Annotated in this window: 16 protein-coding genes; 6 read left to right on the plus strand and 10 right to left on the minus strand. The window is 59.4% G+C overall.

The genetic code is table 11. The features are described 5' to 3' along the window. Nucleotides 1–464: 464 nt before the first annotated feature. The 4 genes from tcyN to IAI51_RS16190 form a co-directional block, all read right to left on the minus strand. Nucleotides 465–1,214: an L-cystine ABC transporter ATP-binding protein TcyN gene (tcyN, locus tag IAI51_RS16175; protein ID WP_187679382.1), complete on the minus strand. Its 750-nt coding sequence runs from the start codon at nucleotides 1,212–1,214 to the stop codon at nucleotides 465–467. A gap of 4 nt (nucleotides 1,215–1,218) precedes the next feature. After that, on the minus strand, nucleotides 1,219–1,884 hold the full coding sequence (gene tcyL, locus IAI51_RS16180) for a cystine ABC transporter permease (protein ID WP_187679423.1): 666 nt from the start codon (nucleotides 1,882–1,884) through the stop codon (nucleotides 1,219–1,221). Nucleotides 1,885–1,934: 50 nt separating this feature from the next. Then, the gene (gene tcyJ, locus IAI51_RS16185) at nucleotides 1,935–2,735 is read right to left on the minus strand and encodes a cystine ABC transporter substrate-binding protein (protein WP_187679383.1); all 801 of its coding nucleotides are present in this window, start codon (nucleotides 2,733–2,735) and stop codon (nucleotides 1,935–1,937) included. 235 nt (nucleotides 2,736–2,970) lie between these two features. Further along, nucleotides 2,971–3,963 (minus strand): D-cysteine desulfhydrase, encoded by a 993-nt coding sequence (locus IAI51_RS16190; RefSeq protein ID WP_187679384.1) that lies wholly within the window; start codon nucleotides 3,961–3,963, stop codon nucleotides 2,971–2,973. A 190-nt stretch (nucleotides 3,964–4,153) separates the two neighbouring features. Between IAI51_RS16190 and epsC the strand changes: the two genes are divergently transcribed. Both epsC and betT read left to right on the plus strand, forming a co-directional pair. Beyond that, nucleotides 4,154–5,080: a serine O-acetyltransferase EpsC gene (gene epsC / locus IAI51_RS16195; protein ID WP_187679385.1), complete on the plus strand. Its 927-nt coding sequence runs from the start codon at nucleotides 4,154–4,156 to the stop codon at nucleotides 5,078–5,080. A 454-nt stretch (nucleotides 5,081–5,534) separates the two neighbouring features. Then, the gene (gene betT / locus IAI51_RS16200; RefSeq protein WP_187679424.1) at nucleotides 5,535–7,496 is read left to right on the plus strand and encodes a choline transporter BetT; all 1,962 of its coding nucleotides are present in this window, start codon (nucleotides 5,535–5,537) and stop codon (nucleotides 7,494–7,496) included. Nucleotides 7,497–7,520: 24 nt separating this feature from the next. On the opposite strand, the gene IAI51_RS16205 is transcribed toward betT, so the two are convergent. From IAI51_RS16205 to IAI51_RS16225, 5 genes are all read right to left on the minus strand, one after another. Beyond that, the gene (locus IAI51_RS16205; RefSeq protein ID WP_187679386.1) at nucleotides 7,521–7,781 is read right to left on the minus strand and encodes a hypothetical protein; all 261 of its coding nucleotides are present in this window, start codon (nucleotides 7,779–7,781) and stop codon (nucleotides 7,521–7,523) included. Between the two features lie 25 nt (nucleotides 7,782–7,806). Continuing rightward, complete coding sequence (locus IAI51_RS16210) at nucleotides 7,807–8,274, minus strand: DoxX family protein (protein ID WP_187679387.1); 468 nt, start codon at nucleotides 8,272–8,274, stop codon at nucleotides 7,807–7,809. A gap of 75 nt (nucleotides 8,275–8,349) precedes the next feature. Further along, nucleotides 8,350–8,487, minus strand: coding sequence for a hypothetical protein (locus tag IAI51_RS27835; RefSeq protein ID WP_222944187.1), 138 nt, complete (start codon nucleotides 8,485–8,487; stop codon nucleotides 8,350–8,352). A 30-nt stretch (nucleotides 8,488–8,517) separates the two neighbouring features. Further along, a complete protein-coding gene (locus IAI51_RS16220; protein ID WP_187679388.1) occupies nucleotides 8,518–9,024 on the minus strand; it encodes a DUF1097 domain-containing protein in 507 nt (168 codons plus the stop codon). Nucleotides 9,025–9,056: 32 nt separating this feature from the next. Continuing rightward, nucleotides 9,057–9,797: an SDR family oxidoreductase gene (locus IAI51_RS16225; protein WP_187679389.1), complete on the minus strand. Its 741-nt coding sequence runs from the start codon at nucleotides 9,795–9,797 to the stop codon at nucleotides 9,057–9,059. A gap of 130 nt (nucleotides 9,798–9,927) precedes the next feature. Between IAI51_RS16225 and IAI51_RS16230 the strand changes: the two genes are divergently transcribed. The 3 genes from IAI51_RS16230 to IAI51_RS16240 all read left to right on the plus strand — a co-directional run bounded on the left by IAI51_RS16230 (nucleotide 9,928) and on the right by IAI51_RS16240 (nucleotide 11,590). After that, the gene (locus IAI51_RS16230) at nucleotides 9,928–10,818 is read left to right on the plus strand and encodes a LysR family transcriptional regulator (RefSeq protein ID WP_187679390.1); all 891 of its coding nucleotides are present in this window, start codon (nucleotides 9,928–9,930) and stop codon (nucleotides 10,816–10,818) included. A gap of 128 nt (nucleotides 10,819–10,946) precedes the next feature. Beyond that, a complete protein-coding gene (locus tag IAI51_RS16235) occupies nucleotides 10,947–11,129 on the plus strand; it encodes a type II toxin-antitoxin system HicA family toxin (protein WP_187679391.1) in 183 nt (60 codons plus the stop codon). Further along, a complete protein-coding gene (locus IAI51_RS16240) occupies nucleotides 11,126–11,590 on the plus strand; it encodes a type II toxin-antitoxin system HicB family antitoxin (protein WP_410458008.1) in 465 nt (154 codons plus the stop codon). Before IAI51_RS16235 ends, IAI51_RS16240 begins: the two co-directional genes overlap by 4 nt. 15 nt (nucleotides 11,591–11,605) lie before the next feature. On the opposite strand, the gene IAI51_RS16245 is transcribed toward IAI51_RS16240, so the two are convergent. Next, on the minus strand, nucleotides 11,606–12,643 hold the full coding sequence (locus IAI51_RS16245) for a LacI family DNA-binding transcriptional regulator (protein ID WP_187679393.1): 1,038 nt from the start codon (nucleotides 12,641–12,643) through the stop codon (nucleotides 11,606–11,608). Between the two features lie 205 nt (nucleotides 12,644–12,848). Between IAI51_RS16245 and IAI51_RS16250 the strand changes: the two genes are divergently transcribed. Further along, nucleotides 12,849–15,074: a TonB-dependent receptor gene (locus tag IAI51_RS16250; protein ID WP_187679394.1), complete on the plus strand. Its 2,226-nt coding sequence runs from the start codon at nucleotides 12,849–12,851 to the stop codon at nucleotides 15,072–15,074.

The following is a 15,074-nucleotide window of genomic DNA, read 5'->3' on the forward strand; positions in this document are numbered from 1 at the left end:
CTCCTTGGAGCCTTGCAGCGAAGTCCGTTTCTGGAAGAACAAAGTTTTGAATAAGCTGGCAATAAAACAATGAACATTTGTTCAAGTTATATGCGCGTCGATTTAACTAAGTAGTGCCGGTTGGCGACTAGATAAGAGTGTGCGGGGAGGGGTGTCAATAGACGCTGTTAGTTAATTCGTGAATTACGGGTTAATCAGAATTTTCCTACATTGCCGAAGCCGTATGCCTAGATGCTATGGTGAATAAGACCACAGAACTCAGGCTTTTTTGAAGGTTTGTGTACGGACTTATTTAAAGGCAGGCATTCAGCGTTCGGTAGGTAATAGACGAGTTTCATCTGTTGCAGAACATATATATGTAATGCATTGATTATGTTTTGTTTATATATATTGAGCGGGTTGGTGAGGGCGGGGTAAAGGTAACTTCCATCCGTGGAAGTCAGTGTGTCTACTTCTTGAGGTTCTCAGGCGTGATTCAGGAACTTGCTGAGAAATTGTTGAGTGCGTTCTTCTTTCGGGTTGGCAAACAGCGCCTTGGCTTCGCCTTGCTCGACGATCACGCCCTTGTCGAAAAACACCACACGGTTGGCCACGTCGCGGGCGAAGCCCATTTCGTGAGTGACGATGACCATGGTGCGTTTCTCTTCGGCGAGACCACGGATGGTCGCCAGCACTTCGCCCACCAGTTCCGGATCGAGGGCCGAGGTCGGCTCGTCGAACAGGATCACTTCCGGCTCCATCGCCAGCGCCCGGGCAATCGCCACGCGCTGTTGCTGACCACCGGACAGACGACGCGGATAGGCGTCCTCTTTACCGGCAAGGCCGACCTTGGCCAGCAGCTTCATGCCCAAGGCAATGGCTTGCTCGCGCGGCATCTTCTTGACCACGATCGGGCCTTCGATGATGTTTTCCAGGGCGGTGCGGTGGGGGAAAAGGTTGAAGTTCTGGAACACGAAGCCCACGTGCTGGCGCAGGTTGCGCACAAGGCTTTGCTGCTGGTTCAGCGGGCGGCTGGTATCGATCTCGATATCGCCGACCTTGATCCGGCCGCTGGTGGGTTCCTCAAGGAAGTTCAGGCAGCGCAGGAACGTCGTTTTCCCCGAGCCGCTGGGGCCGATGATCGCGACCACTTCGCCTTCCTTCACCTCGAGGTCGATGCCGTTAAGCACGACCTGACCCTTGAATTGCTTGGTCAGTTTTTCCACGACAATCATGGGGTCAGGACTCCTGGTCGTGCCGATTGACCCGCTCTTCCAACTTGTTCTGGAAGTGCGAAAGCACCGTGGCCAGAATCCAGTAGATCAGCGCGGCGGCAAGATACATGGTGAAGACTTCAAAAGTCCGGGCGGTAATCAGCTGCGCCTGACGGAACAGTTCCGGCACCTGAATGGTGGCGGCCAGTGCCGTGTCCTTGACCAGCGAAATGAAGCTGTTGCCCAGCGGCGGCAATGCCGTGCGCATGGCCTGCGGCAGGATGGCCCGGCGCAGGGTCTGCGCACGGGTCATGCCGATGCTCGCAGCGGCTTCCCACTGACCGCGTTCGATCGAACCGATCGCGGCGCGGAGGATTTCACAGGCGTAAGCGGCCATGTTCAGCGAGAAGCCGATGAGCGCAGCTGGCAGCGGATCAAGCTCGATTCCCAGTTGCGGGAAGCCGTAATAGATCACGAACAGCTGTACCAGTAACGGTGTCCCGCGAAAGAACGACACGTAGACGCGCGCCAGCCAGCTCACTGATTTGAAGCGCGACAGGCGCATCAGAGCCAGGCCGAAGCCCAGCAGCAAGCCGAAGAACATCCCGCCGAGGCTGAGGATCACCGTGAAATACGCGCCCTTGAGCAGGAAGGGCGCGGAGTTCAGCAACAGCTGAGTGGTTTCGGCGATTTGCTGGCTCAACTGCGGGAAGTGCGCTTCGAATTGAAATCCAACTTCCATTATTTAGTGACGTCAGCGTTGAAGTATTTCGTGGACAGCTTCTCAAGGGTGCCGTCGGCACGCAGTTCGTCGAGGGCTTTATTCAGGGCTGCCAGCAATTCAGGTTCGCCTTTACGCAGGGCAATACCGGATTCCTGACGGGAGAATGCTTCACCGGCGGCTACGGTCTTCGGGGCTTTCTTGGCGTACTCAAGTGCGGCCAGACGGTCGATCAGGATGGCATCGGTACGGCCGTTGTTCAGGTCGGCGAACTTGGTCGGATCATCATCATAGGTACGCACGTCAGCACCCGGTACGTTGGCGCGGACCCATTGCTCGTAGTTGGTGCCCAGACCAACACCGACTTTCTTGCCGGACAGGTCAGCAGCGGTCTTGATGTTCAGTGCCGCTTCCTTGTTCTTCAGCACCAATGCCTGGATACCGGAGACGGTGTACGGTTCGGAAAAGTCGTACTTCTTCTTGCGCTCGTCAGAGATGGTCACCTGGTTGACCACGACGTCCAGACGCTTGGATTCCAGCGCGGCGAGAATGCCATCCCATTTGGTTGGCTGGATCTTGGCTTTGACCCCGAGTTTTTTCGCCAGCGCTTCGGAAAGCTCGACTTCGAAACCGGACAGCTTGCCGTTCTCGTCGACAAAGCTGAACGGTGGATAAGTGCCTTCCAGGCCGACGTTGATAACGCCTTTGTCCTTGATCTGTTGCAGTTGCTCACCAGCCACTGCCTGGCCAATCAGACCGGCGCTCAGCGCAAGACCCAGCGAACCGACCAGCAGATTGCGACGTAGTGCGGAAAAATTCATGACAAGCCCCTGTGTTTTCTTATGGAAGACGCTTAAGGAATGTAGGCAAATTCGTGATTTGAACGACAGCGCTATCCTGCCTTAAAGCAGCTTATGCGTCTCGCCCGAAATTCGCCTGCGGCGAGACTATAAGATGTCTGCGTTAGACGTGAAAATACTTAATATTTGAAATGTTATTCCTTGTTGGAATATTAGTCGTTCCCACGCATAGCGTGGGAACGATCTCGTCTTCCGCTTACAGGAAATCCTTATAGGCGAACAACGCCGGCGCCCCGCCGGTATGCAGGAAAATGATCGGGCCTTCATCGAAGCGTTGACGACCAATCCCGTCGAGCAACCCGGCCATGGCCTTGCCGGTGTACACCGGATCAAGCAACACCGCGTCCTGACTCGCCAACAGCTTCACTGCCGCCAGCGTCCCGGCATTCGGTTCGCCATAACGCGGGCCGAAGTATTCGTCCCACAATTCGACCTTGAAGCTGTCCGGTAACGCGACGCCGAGCAGATCCGCCGTGCGCTCGGCAAGGCCCTGCACTTTCGGACGCTGGGCTTCTTCACTGCGCGACACGGTCACGCCGATTACCGGCAATTGCGGCAACGCCTCACTCAACGCCAGTGCCAGACCGCTGTGAGTTCCGGCGCTGCCCGAGGCCAGTACCACGGCGGCGAAGTCGAGGCCGGTGTCCTTGATCTGCTCGGCCAGTTCCAGACCAGCACGCACATAACCCAACGCACCAAGGGCATTGGAGCCGCCAATCGGCACCAGATACGGCTTCTTGCCGTTGCTGCGCAGACGCACGGCGAGGGCGGCAAGTTGTTCGTCGGCGTTGTCGAGGTTGTCGACCAGTTCGACCTTGGTATCGAACAGATCCAGCAGCAGGCGATTGCCGTTGCCGGTGTAATTGCTGTCGTCGGTGCCCAGCGGATTTTCCAGCAGGGCCACGCAGCCGAGCCCCAGTTTGGCAGCCAGTGCGGCGGTCTGGCGCACGTGGTTCGATTGCAGCGCACCGGCAGTGATCAGCGTGTCGGCGCCTTGCGCCAGCGCGTCGGCGGCGAGGTATTCGAGTTTACGCAGCTTGTTGCCGCCCATGGCCAGTGGCGTCAGATCGTCGCGTTTGATGTACACGTCGCGGCCCAGCCAAGTGGACAGACGCTCGAGTTTTTCCAGTGGAGTCGGTTGGTCGAGAAGGTCGAGACGGTTAAAGCGGTCAAGCTGTTGTTTGATCATGAGTCCGTACTGGCGGAGAAAGATGAAGGGACTATAGGCACGCGCTTTTGCAGGGGCAACCGCGAATCGCTTATAGCCAAATGGACTGAGTCCAGCACTATCGGTTCTTAATTCGCGCTTGGGGGCATGCCGTAAAGTAGTCGCCGTTGACGCGGCCAGACAGTCCGGCCGCCCGTGAGGAGTCTTTACCGTGAGCGAGCGTTCCAGCCATTGGCAATTGCAGACCATCGTCAGCCAACTGCGCACCGCGAGGGATCAGTGGCGTGCCCAGAATGGCCGGGCCTCCGGCGAGCAGGGTGGTCGAGAGCTGCCGTCCCGCGCCGCGATGGCGGAGATTCTCGAAGCGCTGTGTGGGGCGTTGTTTCCGATGCGCCTGGGGCCGGTGGATCTGCGCGAAGAAAGTGAAGATTTTTACGTCGGCCACACCCTCGATGTGGCGTTGAACGCCCTGTTGGCGCAGACGCGCCTGGAACTGCGCTACGTCGCCCGCCACAGCGCGCAGGACGACAGCGAAGTCGAGACGCGCGCGATCCAGATCGTGCAGGATTTTGCCTTGGCATTGCCGGGGCTGCGCACGCTGCTCGACACCGACGTGCTGGCGGCCTACCACGGCGATCCGGCGGCGCGCAGCGTCGATGAAGTGTTGCTGTGCTATCCGGGAATTCTGGCGGTGATTCACCATCGTCTGGCCCACCATTTGTATCGCGCGGGTCTGCCGTTACTGGCACGCATCAGTGCGGAAATCGCCCACTCGGCCACCGGGATTGATATCCACCCGGGCGCGCAGATCGGCCGTAGTTTCTTTATCGATCACGGCACGGGTGTGGTAATCGGCGAGACGGCGATCATTGGCGAGCGCGTGCGGATTTACCAGGCGGTGACCTTGGGTGCCAAGCGCTTCCCGGCGGATGAAGACGGGCAGTTGCAGAAGGGCCATCCACGCCATCCGATTGTCGAGGACGATGTGGTGATTTACGCCGGGGCGACAATTCTGGGGCGGATCACCATCGGCAAGGGTTCGACCATTGGCGGCAATGTCTGGCTGACCCGCAGTGTGCCGGCGGGGTGCAATTTGACTCAGGCCAATTTGCAGCATGATGACGGGACGCAGAAGTAGGGCTTTAGAGGCTTAACCCTCACCCCAGCCCTCTCCCAGAGGGAGAGGGGGCCGATCAAGGTGTCTTGAGTCAAACATCGACCTGAAACACCAAGTCGATTATGGATTCGGTACAGCAGGATCACGTCGGCGTATCTCCCCAATATCCCCCAATCAGTCCCCTCTCCCTTTGGGAGAGGGCTAGGGTGAGGGGCTATTGAACGAATCCACTCAAACCCACGTCATACCCCTCCTTGAGCTAGCGTAGGAAAGCTACCGCTTAGCCGTGCGATTAGTCCTTGGCGCCCTATCCATGTTTAACTTGAACGTTCATTCAAGTTAAACCGGTGGTTCGCTGCCCGCTCACAACAGGAGGCTTGCCTTTGCTGAGTCCGATCATTTCAGCCACGTTTCAAACCCTCGAGGTGCATGTTTCATGAGTGCATCGTCTACCCCCGCCAGCGGCCTGGTACGCATGAATCCGCCGGTGTTCTACTTCGCCGCGACGGTCATTCTGCTGTTTGGTCTCGTGGTCATCGCCATGCCGGAACAGGCTGGTGCCTGGCTGCTGGAAGCGCAAAACTGGGCGGCCAACACGGTCGGCTGGTACTACATGCTCGCGATGACGCTGTATCTGGTCTTCGTGGTGGTCACCGCGTTATCCGGCTACGGCAAGATAAAACTCGGTGCCGACCACGACGAGCCCGAATTCAGTTATCTGTCCTGGGCCGGCATGCTCTTCGCCGCCGGGATCAGCATCACGCTGTTCTTCTTCTGCGTGTCCGAACCGCTGACCCACATGCTCCAGCCGCCGCAAGGCGAGGCCGGCACGGCGGACGCGGCGCGTCAGGCGATGCAGGTGCTGTTTCTGCACTGGGGCCTGCACGGCTGGGGCGTATTCGCTTTCGTCGGCATGGCCCTGGCGTACTTCGCCTACCGGCATAACCTGCCACTGGCCCTGCGTTCGGCGCTGTATCCGCTGATCGGCAAACGCATCAACGGCCCCATCGGCTACGCGGTGGACGGCTTCGGCATCATCGCCACGGTGTTTGGTCTTGGCGCTGACATGGGCTTCGGAGTGCTGCACCTGAACTCGGGTCTGGACTACCTGTTCGGCATCGCTCACACCCAGTGGATTCAGGTCGGCCTGATCACGCTGATGATGGGCGCGGCGATCATCGTTGCCGTATCCGGCGTCGATAAAGGCGTGCGGGTGATGTCCGACATCAACATGCTGCTGGCCTGTGCGCTGCTGCTGTTTGTGTTGTTCGCCGGCCCAACCCAGCACCTGCTCAACACCCTGATCCAGAACGTCGGCGACTACCTCGGCGCCTTGCCGATGAAGAGCTTCGACCTCTACGCCTACGACAAACCGAGTGACTGGCTCGGCGGCTGGACAGTGTTCTATTGGGCCTGGTGGATCGCATGGTCGCCGTTCGTGGGCCTGTTCATCGCACGGATTTCCCGTGGCCGAACCATCCGTGAATTCGTCTTCGGCGTGCTGCTGATCCCGCTCGGTTTCACCCTGGCGTGGATGTCGATCTTCGGCAACAGCGCTCTCGATCAAGTGCTCAATCACGGCATGAGCGCGCTCGGCATGTCGGCCATCGACAACCCGTCGATGAGCATTTACCTGTTGCTGGAAACCTACCCGTGGAGCAAAACCGTCATCGCCGTGACGGTGTTCATCAGCTTCGTGTTCTTCGTCACCTCCGCCGACTCCGGCACGGTGGTGCTTTCGACACTGTCGGCCAAAGGCGGCAACCCGGATGAAGACGGGCCGAAATGGCTGCGGGTGTTCTGGGGCGCAATGACCGCGCTGATCACCAGCGCGTTGCTGTTCTCCGGCAGCATCGATGCGCTGAAGTCGGCGGTCGTGCTGACCTCGTTACCGTTCTCGCTGATTCTGCTGTTGATGATGTGGGGCCTGCACAAGGCGTTCTATCTCGAGTCGCAGAAACAGATCGCGCAACTGCATTCGCTGGCACCGGTGTCCGGTGCGCGGCGTGGCACGGGTGGTTGGCGACAGCGCCTGAGTCAGGCTGTGCACTTCCCGTCGCGTGATGAGGTGTACCGTTTCATGGACACCACCGTGCGCCCGGCGATCGAAGAAGTGACGGCGGTGTTCGTCGAGAAAGGCTTGAACGTCGTCACCCAGCCGGATCCGGCACATGACAACGTCAGCCTGGAAATCGGTCACGGCGAGCAGCATCCGTTCATCTATCAGGTGCAGATGCGCGGCTACTTCACGCCGTCATTCGCCCGTGGTGGCATGGGCTCCAAGCAGCTCAACAACCGTCGCTATTACCGCGCCGAAGTGCATTTGAGCGAGGGCAGTCAGGACTACGATCTGGTCGGCTACACCAAGGAACAGATCATCAACGACATCCTCGACCAGTACGAACGGCACATGCAGTTCCTGCACTTGGTTCGTTGATCATGAGCTGGGCGCCGCGTCTGTTCAGGACTCGGCGCTCAGCACCATGTACAACACCATTGCCGCCAGCGGCACGCCAAATACCGCACTGCCGATTACCAGTTCCGACCCCACGGACTGGCCGGCATGCACCACGCCCACCGCGCCGTTAATCACCGTCAGCGCCAGCCATAACGCGGCGAAGCTGTACGCCATCGTCTGGCGACTGAAGCCGATGCGCTCGCCGATGTAGAGCATCAGGGTCAGCAGAACCAGGCCGAAGAAGATGATGATGGTGGTGTGCATGGCGACGTCCTCGCGACTGCAACTTTCAGAGTTCTCGACCTAGAGTGTGGTCGAGTGAGTAGCGTCCTGCTCCGCGAAACAGGATGTACAGCGACAGAAACGCCATCAGCACCGGGTATTCGATGCCACGGTCGATCCAGGGCCACGTTGGTCCGAGAATACTGGCGATCGTCAGCATCTGGATACCCATCAGCGCCGCCAGCAGGCGCGTGCCCAGTCCCAGGGCCAGCAGCAATCCGCCGACACCTTCCAGCAGCGCCACCAGCAGGCCAATCAGGCCCGGCATAGGCAGGTGCAGGACGTTCTGGATCAGGTTGATCGACGCGGCCATCGGATCGGCCATCGAACCGTGCGACTGACCCAACAGTTTGGGCAAGCCATGGGTCACCATGATCACACCGTACGTGGCGCGTAACAGGGCATAGGATACGGGTTCACCGAGGCGATAGAACGGCGCAAGGGCGGGAATAAAAAAGGTCGGATTCTGACGCATGGGGAGCTCCGAGGCACGGGTCATCAATGATCGTTCCCACGCAGAGCATGGGAACGATCGGTGGCAGGGCAGGCATTAGCGCAGCGTCGGTTTCAGCAGGTCTTCCAGACCGATGCGGCGGAACATCTCGGCGCGTACCCGATCGGCGGGCGAGCGGGCGGTCAGTGCACCAAAACCGCTGGAGGCACCGGTAATCAGAATGGCGGATTTCATGGCGTTGATCTCTGCACAGTGAGGGTGGTGTCAGGCAGGACGGGGAAGGCGTTGTTGCGCGACGTGGGACAACCAGCCGGCGAAGGAACCGAGGGCGCCGGCGCCACCCAGTTCAAAGAAGCTTTCCAGGGAGGGTTCCAGGTGGGAGGCGAAGTAGGTGATCAGGCCGAGAAAATAAGCGACGAGGTTGTTCATCGTCCGGGTGGCACGCAGCGACACCACGACCATTGCCACGACAAACACCACGACCGGCAGGGCAAACAGGCCCAACGTGGGCGTCAGGGCGCCGATGCTCAGCGCCGCAGCCATGCCGAAGGCGATGCCCATCAGCACACAGCCGAGGTTCACCAGGCCGTCGCGCAAGGTCAGGCCACGGCTAAAGAACGCGACCCAACCGACAAACATCGCCCAGACTGGCAGGGTCAGCAACAGGCTGGAACCGGCCGCCAGTGCAGCAGTGGCGGCAGCCACCGCGGTGAACAGCGTAAACATCAGTTTCGATTGCCCGGTGCGGGCGGTATTGGCTGGATGACACATGATTTTCTTCTCCTTTGCCCGGGTGAGGCCGCTCAGACGAGGCCGCCGTTGACGCGCAGGACTTGCCCGTTGACCCAAGCCGAATCCGGGCCGACCAGGAAGGACATGACGCGGGAAATGTCTTCTGGCTGAGCCAGGCGTTCCAGCGGAGGCATCTTGGCGAAGGTCTGAATCTGCTCTTCACTCTTGCCGTGCAGAAACAACTCAGTAGCGACCGGGCCCGGTGCCACGGCATTGACGGTGATGTTGCGTCCGCGCATTTCCTTGGCGAACACCTGGGTCAGCGACTCCACCGCTGCTTTGCTGGCGATGTACACCGCGTAACCCGGCAGGTTCATGCCGACGGTGCTGCTGGAGAAATTGATGATCCGCCCGCCACTGTTCAAGCGTGTCGCTGCTTCGCGCAGGGTATTGAAAGTGCCGCGAGCGTGGATGTTGAAGTTCTGCTCGAACAGTTCGTCGCTGTGTTGCGCCAAGGGCAACACCTTGAGGATGCCGGCGTTGTTCACCAGTACATCGATCTTGCCCAGTTGCGCCTCGGTCTCATCGAACATGCGCTGCACGTCGCCGGCATTGGCGACATCGGCCTTGACCGCCATGGCCTGATGCCCGGCCTGGCGCAACTCCACCACCAGTTTCGAGGCTTCACTGGCGCTGCTCGCATAGTTGATGGCGACAGCGAATCCTTCGCTGGCCAGTTGCTTGGCAATCACGGCGCCGATGCCGCGAGAAGCACCGGTTACGAGGGCGACTTTCGAAGTTTGCTGAGTCATGGCGATGATCCTTGTGCAGGTGTTGATTGGGTGTGGAGCCAATTTCACATGTTTACTCACGCCGATAAATGCGCGAGAGTTGCCTTGACTGTTCAAAAATCGCCAACAATAAAAAGCCGGGGAAAGCGCCGTGGATCAAGTCAAAGCAATGAAGGTGTTCGTGCGCATATACGAGCGCAGCAGCTTCACCCTGGCGGCCGATGACCTGAACCTGCCACGGGCGACACTGACTCATACCCTCAATCAATTCGAAGCCTGGCTTGGCACTCGCTTGCTGGAGCGCAGCACGCGCAAAGTGCGGCCGACACTGGACGGCGAGGCTTACTACCAACGCTGTGTGCAATTGCTCGCGGAACTGGAGGAGGCCGAATTGGCGTTTCGCGGCGTGGCGCCAAAAGGACGGCTGCGGGTGGATCTGCACGGGACGCTGGCCAAGCATTTTGTGATCCCGGCGCTGCCGCAATTCATGGAGCGTTATCCCGACATCGAACTGTCGATCAGCGAGGCCGACCGCTTCGTCGATCTGATCGCCGAAGGCGTCGATTGTGTACTGCGCGCCGGGACGCTTGGCGACTCCAACCTGATCGGCAAGCGAGTCGCCAACCTGCGCCAGATCACCTGCGCCAGCCCGGCTTACCTGCGTCAATACGGCGAGCCGAAGAACCTCTCTGAATTGAAAAACCATCGCGCGGTGAACTACGTCTCGCGCACCACGGCCAAGTTGTTTCCCTTCGAATTCATGGTCGACGGCGAACTGCAGGAAGTCGCCATCGACGGCGCGCTGTCGGTGTTCGGCGCCGAAATCTACGCCGCCTCAGCCATCGCCGGGCTAGGCCTGATCCAGTGCCCGCATTACCGGATGGAAACGCTGATTACTCAGGGAGTGGTGCAGGAAATCCTCATCGACACGCCACCCCCTCCGATGCCGGTATCTGTGCTGTACCCGCACAACCGACACATGTCGCCACGAGTTCGGGTGTTTGTGGATTGGTTGGGGGAAGTGTTTGCTGACGCGGGCTAGCCGCTGATCGGTGAAAAAGTGCACGACTGCACAATGCACTAATATTTTCTTAGTGTGTATGGTGTGTATTGAAAATTCTTTGCCAGTCGTAAACTCAGCAGTCATTGCTGGCGAACAGGGCGAAGGATATGCGTAGTCGGGAAATGATCAGGATGATCGAAGAGGATGGTTGGTATCTGGTTGCGGTGAAAGGCAGCCACCATCAATACAAGCATCCGCACAAGCCAGGGAGGGTGACGATCAAGCATCCGGATTCGGATCTTCCGAAGGGTACGATCAATAGCATATTGAAACAGGCGGGCCTGAAATGAAGCCCGTGACTGGAAACGAAAGTCCTTTTGAGGACCTGTCAGAGGAAGGATTCAGCCACATGAAATTCCCGGTCGTTCTGCACAAGGATGCCGACTCGGACTACGGAGTGATTGTCCCGGATGTACCGGGGTGCTTCTCCGCAGGCGTTACGGTAGCCGAAGCGTTTGAAAACACCCAGGAGGCACTGGCCCTGCATTACGAGGGATTGGTTGCTGATGGCGCGCCTTTGCCGCAAGTGCGGGAAATCGATGTTCATATCGATAACCCGGATTACGCTGGCGGCATCTGGGGTGTGGTCGACTTTGATATCACGCCTTATTTCGGCAAGTCGGTGCGCTTCAACGCCACGCTGCCAGAGCAACTGCTGGAGCGTATTGACCAGACGGTACGGCGCGATCAGCGCTACAGTTCCCGCTCCGGATTTCTGGCTGCGGCTGCCTTGCGCGAATTGTCTACCTGACGGCGCTCCCACCGATCAGGTGCTTTCGCGCTCGATGACTTTGCACTGCAGCAGATTCAGGCGTTGCACATCGTCGCTCGGCAACACGCCGAGGCTTTCCAGCACGCGCGTTGCCGCCAGTACACCGATCTCCAGCGCCGGCGGTTTGATGGTGCTCAGACTCGGCAATAGCATCTCGGCAAATGGGTAATCACCGAAGCCGAGAATGGCGCAGTCTTCGGGGATTTTAATGCCGGCACGTTGGCCCGCCAGCAGGCCGCCGGCGGCGAGGTTGTCGTTGGCGAAGATGATTGCGTCGGGGCGTGAATGGGCGTTCATCAAGGCTTCCATTGCCTGTTTGCCGGCTTCGAACGGCGCGCGATCAGCGTCCGGAGCGAACACCCATGGTTGCAGTCCGAACTCGCGCACAGTCGCGGCATAACCGTCGCGGCGTTCCAGTGCACTGAGGTCGCCGGGTGCGCTGTTCTGTACGAAAGCGATACGTCGATAACCTTTGTCGTACAGATATCGAGCGGCGCTGACACCCACTTCAAAATGCGAAAAACCGATCTGCATCGGCTGGCGTTCCGGCTGGTAATCCCAGGTTTCAATCACCGGAATCTCCGCCTCGGCGATCATCTTTTCCGTGCCGGCACTGTGGAAATGACTGGTCAAAACCAGTGCTCCCGGCGACCAGCCAAGAAACGCTCGCACGGCGTTTTCTTCCAGTTCGGTGCTGAAGTAACTCGACGCCAGCAGCAACTGATAACCGTGACGGCTAAGCGTATCGCTGAAGCCCTGAATGGTGTTGGCGAAGATCGGCCCGGAGATGTTCGGAATCACCATGCCAACGATTTTCCCTCGCGCTGAAGCCAAACCACCGGCCACCAGATTCGGCACATAACCCAACTCGGCCACCACCGCAGCAATCCGCTCGCGGCGCTCCGGCGAGACTTGCTCCGGCTGATTGAAGTAACGCGATACGGTGATCGCTGAAACGCCAGCCTCTCGCGCAACCGCACTCAGGGTCACGCGTCCGGCGCCACGGCGTTTGCGGGGCTTTTCTTCGTTCATGGCGCGATCCTTCTTAAAAACCAAAACGCATATAAAAGTAATTTTTCAGTATTGGACGCTCTATGCCAGGATTGCCAATACTGGCGATGTTAGCGCTAACAAAGCGCAATGTCTGCTACTCGCTCGAGCGAATGCCCAAGACACCGATACAGGCGCCGTCGTCGCAGAACGGCAGCGGTTCAGGGCCATTTTCGAGCGGGCAAACATGCACAACATTCCTGGGGCGACACACAAACTGGCGCAATCGATTCGCGCTGCGGGCTGGCTGTTCACGGGGCTGGCGGCGTTGCCGCTGGCCGATGCTTTCGCGGCTGAGAGCACTGGTCAGGAGCCGACACTCAAGTCCGTGACGGTCACCGCCACCCGCCGCGAAGAATCGCTGCAAAAGGTGCCGGTGGCAGTGTCGGTGATCGACGGCGAACAGCTTGAACGCGACAACCGCAACGGCGTGGCGAGCATCGTCCAGCAAGTGCCGTCGCTGAATTTCCGTACCGGTGCATCGAACAAGGACACCTCACTGTTCGTGCGGGGCGTCGGCACGATTTCCACCTCGCCCGGCGTCGAGCCGACCGTGGCCACGGTGATCGACGGCGTGGTGTATGCACGTCCCGGCCAGTCCACGCTCGACCTGCTGGATCTGGAGCGCGTCGAAGTCCTGCGCGGCCCGCAAGGCACGCTGTTCGGCAAGAACGCCTCGGCCGGTGTGCTCAACATCACCAGCAAGGCGCCGACCACCGAGACCCACGGCTACATCGATCAGTCGTACTACAGCGGCAATGAGAGCCGCACCCGCTTCGGCATTGGCGGCAGCCTGATTCCGGACACGCTCAAGGGCTCGATCAGCACCTTGTTCGGCAGCTACGACGGCAACGTCGACAACCAATACAACGGTCAGGAGGTTAACGGCTACAACCATCGCGGCGTGCGCGGCAAACTCGAATTCATCCCTAACGATGACCTCACCTTCACCCTGATCGCCGATTACATGCAGTCGCACGATGACGGCCCGAATGGCGTGGTGAGCAAATCGCTGACCCCGGCTTTTGCCAATGCGCTGAGCCCGGTCAATGCGACCAGCCACAACCGCGACATCAACACCGACACCCGCAGCCACGTCGAGGACACCAACAAAGGTTTGTCCGGCCAGCTCGACTGGCAACTGGGCGATTACACCCTGACGTCGATTACCGCATGGCGTGGCTGGGATAACACTCAGTATCAGGATGGCGATCGACTCGGCACGGTGACGGCAGCGTTCCCCGGCACAGCGGACAAGGGCGATCTGGCCTTCGACCAATACTCCCAGGAGCTGCGCCTGGCCTCGCCGAAAGGCGAATTCCTCGAATACGTCGGCGGCCTGTTTTACATGCACGGCAAAGACGACGAAACCTATCAGCGCACACTGACCACCACCACGCGCACCGACCGAGGCGTTGCCGACTACAGCACCACCAGCGACAGCTACGCGGCATTCGGTGAAGCGACGTTGAACTTCACCCCGGACTTTCGCGGTATCGCCGGCCTGCGCTACACCCACGATGATCTGGAATACGATCACCGCCGCGTCTCCACCTCGGCGACCACCGTCAGCGGCATTCAACCGGCGACCAGCAGTTCCGGCTCGGTGGACGAGGACGGCTGGTCCGGTCGACTCGGCGTGCAGTACGACTTGAGCGACGCGGTCACCACGTATCTGACCTACTCGCGCGGCTACAAAGGCCCGGCCTACAACGTGTTCTTCAACATGCAGCCGCGCGACACCGAAGCGCTGAAACCGGAAACCTCCAACACTTGGGAGGCGGGGATCAAAGCCACGTCGTGGAACAATCGCCTGACCACCAACCTCGCGGTTTTCCACAGCGACTACGACAACTACCAGGCCAATTTTTTCGACACCGTCGCCGGGCAAGTGGTGACCCGCCTGATCAACGCCGGCAGCGTCAGCACAGAAGGCGTCGAACTCGATTACGCCTTGCAGGCGAGCCAGCAATTGAAATTCTCCGGCGCACTGGCCTACACCCGCGCACGCATCGACGAATTCGCCTGCCCGGCCGGCGCGGCGGCGTCGTGCAACGTCAACGGCAAACCGCTGCCGTTCAGCCCGGACTGGAAAAGCTACCTGCGCGCCGACTACACCATCCCGCTCGACAACGGCCTGGATATCGAACTCGGCACTGACTACAGCTGGCAGAGCGAAGTGCAGTACGACATCAGCCAGAACGCCGACACCAAGCAAGGCGCCTACGGCCTCTGGAACGCCAGCGTCGCCCTGGCCGATTACAGCAACGGCTGGCGCGTGGCCTTGCTGGGCAAGAACCTCACCGACAAGTCCTATTCGCCACTGCTGGCCAGCGGCGGCAACTACATCTATCGCGCCGTGCCACGGGATGACGAACGCTACTTCGGCGTGCAACTGCGTAAGGACTTCTAA

Source organism: Pseudomonas sp. N40(2020) (assembly GCF_014472415.1).
GTDB lineage: Bacteria > Pseudomonadota > Gammaproteobacteria > Pseudomonadales > Pseudomonadaceae > Aquipseudomonas.